This window comes from Peribacillus sp. 05N428 (assembly GCF_056397085.1).
Genome location: NZ_JBFTMS010000106.1, coordinates 1 through 1,804 on the forward strand (window position 1 = coordinate 1; position 1,804 = coordinate 1,804).

At 32.8% G+C, this 1,804-nt stretch carries 2 protein-coding genes; one reads left to right on the plus strand and one right to left on the minus strand.

The features are described from left to right. Positions 1 to 410: 410 nt before the first annotated feature. Positions 411 to 596 carry a hypothetical protein gene (locus AC1DIV_RS29875; protein WP_477577953.1) on the minus strand — a complete coding sequence of 62 codons (186 nt, stop codon included), beginning with the start codon at positions 594 to 596 and terminating at the stop codon, positions 411 to 413. Positions 597 to 1,210: 614 nt separating this feature from the next. Between AC1DIV_RS29875 and AC1DIV_RS29880 the strand changes: the two genes are divergently transcribed. Further along, complete coding sequence (locus AC1DIV_RS29880) at positions 1,211 to 1,474, plus strand: hypothetical protein (RefSeq protein WP_477577954.1); 264 nt, start codon at positions 1,211 to 1,213, stop codon at positions 1,472 to 1,474. Positions 1,475 to 1,804: the final 330 nt, after the last annotated feature.

Consider the following 1,804-nt stretch of genomic DNA (forward strand, 5'->3'; position numbering starts at 1 on the left):
CATAACAAACACATAAATGTAGCTAGAAACACTAGTATTCTTTTCATGGCAAATGCTACCTCCTACTATTATAGTAGGGTGTTTTTAGGAAATAACAACAAAAATATCTATTTGATATTTAAAATGAACACATCATTCGTTTGAAACAGAGTACGAAATAGGAAAAAAAGTTAGACATATCATGTGTTGCTATATCAGAAAGATCCCCCCCTTTTTACATTCAACTTTGTAAATACTACGTACTTAATCAATAGTCCTGTTTAAAATTTATTCTTTCACTAATCTGCCCCGATAGTTCCATAAAGAAAAGCTGCCTTAAAGACAGCTCCGATCTTCAGCTAACGCACCCGTTAGTTCATTAAGGAATAGGCATTTTTTCAAGCAGGGAGGATCTTCTAATCAGAGATCCTTTATTGTGATTTATTAATTGATTTCTTTTCGTATCGTTTTGAAAAGTATAGAGTAAGGATAACACCTAATAAAACGATTCCTAAACAGATATAAAGTGGAATATCCCAACGTATGTAAGCAGCTGTTGATGCTCCTAATACCGTGATCCATTCAAAAACTAAAAATGGTTTTATGTATTTATTCAATTAACTAACCCCCTCCATTTATCCATATATTGTTAATTCATTTTAACATACGTGGAGTTAATAAAATCTAACAAAAAATAGGCCAGGCCATTATTCTTTTAAAGGAATCTGTTGTTTTAAATGGATGGTGGGATTTGAGCTACTTGAAAAGGATAAAAGAGATTAATTTCTTTTTTATCCTTTCCAGTTCATTTGTTCCTCCACATTTTGTTTTAAACGACACAAAAGACATGTTCGCCGTATGCAACTAACTGCCCCTTTAGTTCCATAAGAAAAAGCTGCCTTTAAGACAGCTCCGATCTACAGCTAACGCACCCGTTAGTTCAAGAAAATTGTTTAAGAAGTTCTTTTTCTAATATTACTTCAAACCCTTTTTTGTTTAAAACTATCAACTTCTTAAAAACGGTTATAAACCAGTAGATTTTTGCTGTTTTTATAGCCTTTTTTTCATTATTCGTACTATATTGTACAAGCATTTTTTTTATTAATGAATAAAATAACTCGAAAATAGAAAAAGGAGGTGATTAAAATAAACCCTTTTAATCCTATTCCACATCGTAAACCTTTTGTAGATAGCACATATCTTCATAACAAATTTGATCATAAGAAACACGATGATTGTTGTAAGAAAAAATGCTGCGATGATGACCATCACTTTGATTTTTGTAAGAAAAAACGCTGCGATGATGACCATCACTTTGATTTTTGTAAGAAAAAATGCTGCGATGATGACCATCACTTTGATTTTTGTAAGAAAAAATGCTGCGATGATGACCATCACTTTGATTTTTGTAAGAAAAAATGCTGCGATGATGACCATCACTTTGTTTGTTGTAAGAAGAAGAAACACTGCTTTGATAACTTTTGGTAATTGGTAGTTTGTAAAATGGAAAGTGCTTTGATCCAGTACTTGATCAAGGTACTTTTTTTAATATATTACCAAATATAGTTTATATAAAAAATACGAATTTCTTGAACTCCCTCAGTTTAATTCGATTTTCTCACAAATACTCGCTTATTCGCAGGATTTCATCACCCTTGAATTTAAGTTCATGGTTMAAACGGAGTGATTCAGGACATGAAGTCTTCGTGAAGGCATAGGGAAATAAAGGAGTTGTACAACACTCCACATTTTACCATATAATGTACATTCTCCACGCCGCCCCTGGAGGCTTTCCCTCCCATGTCTCAACGGGTCAATTGCCCTA

Bases quoted from the DNA above. Each gene is read 5' to 3' on its own strand.
- AC1DIV_RS29880 (WP_477577954.1), top strand. From the start codon at position 1,211: ATGATTGTTGTAAGAAAAAATGCTGCGATGATGACCATCACTTTGATT.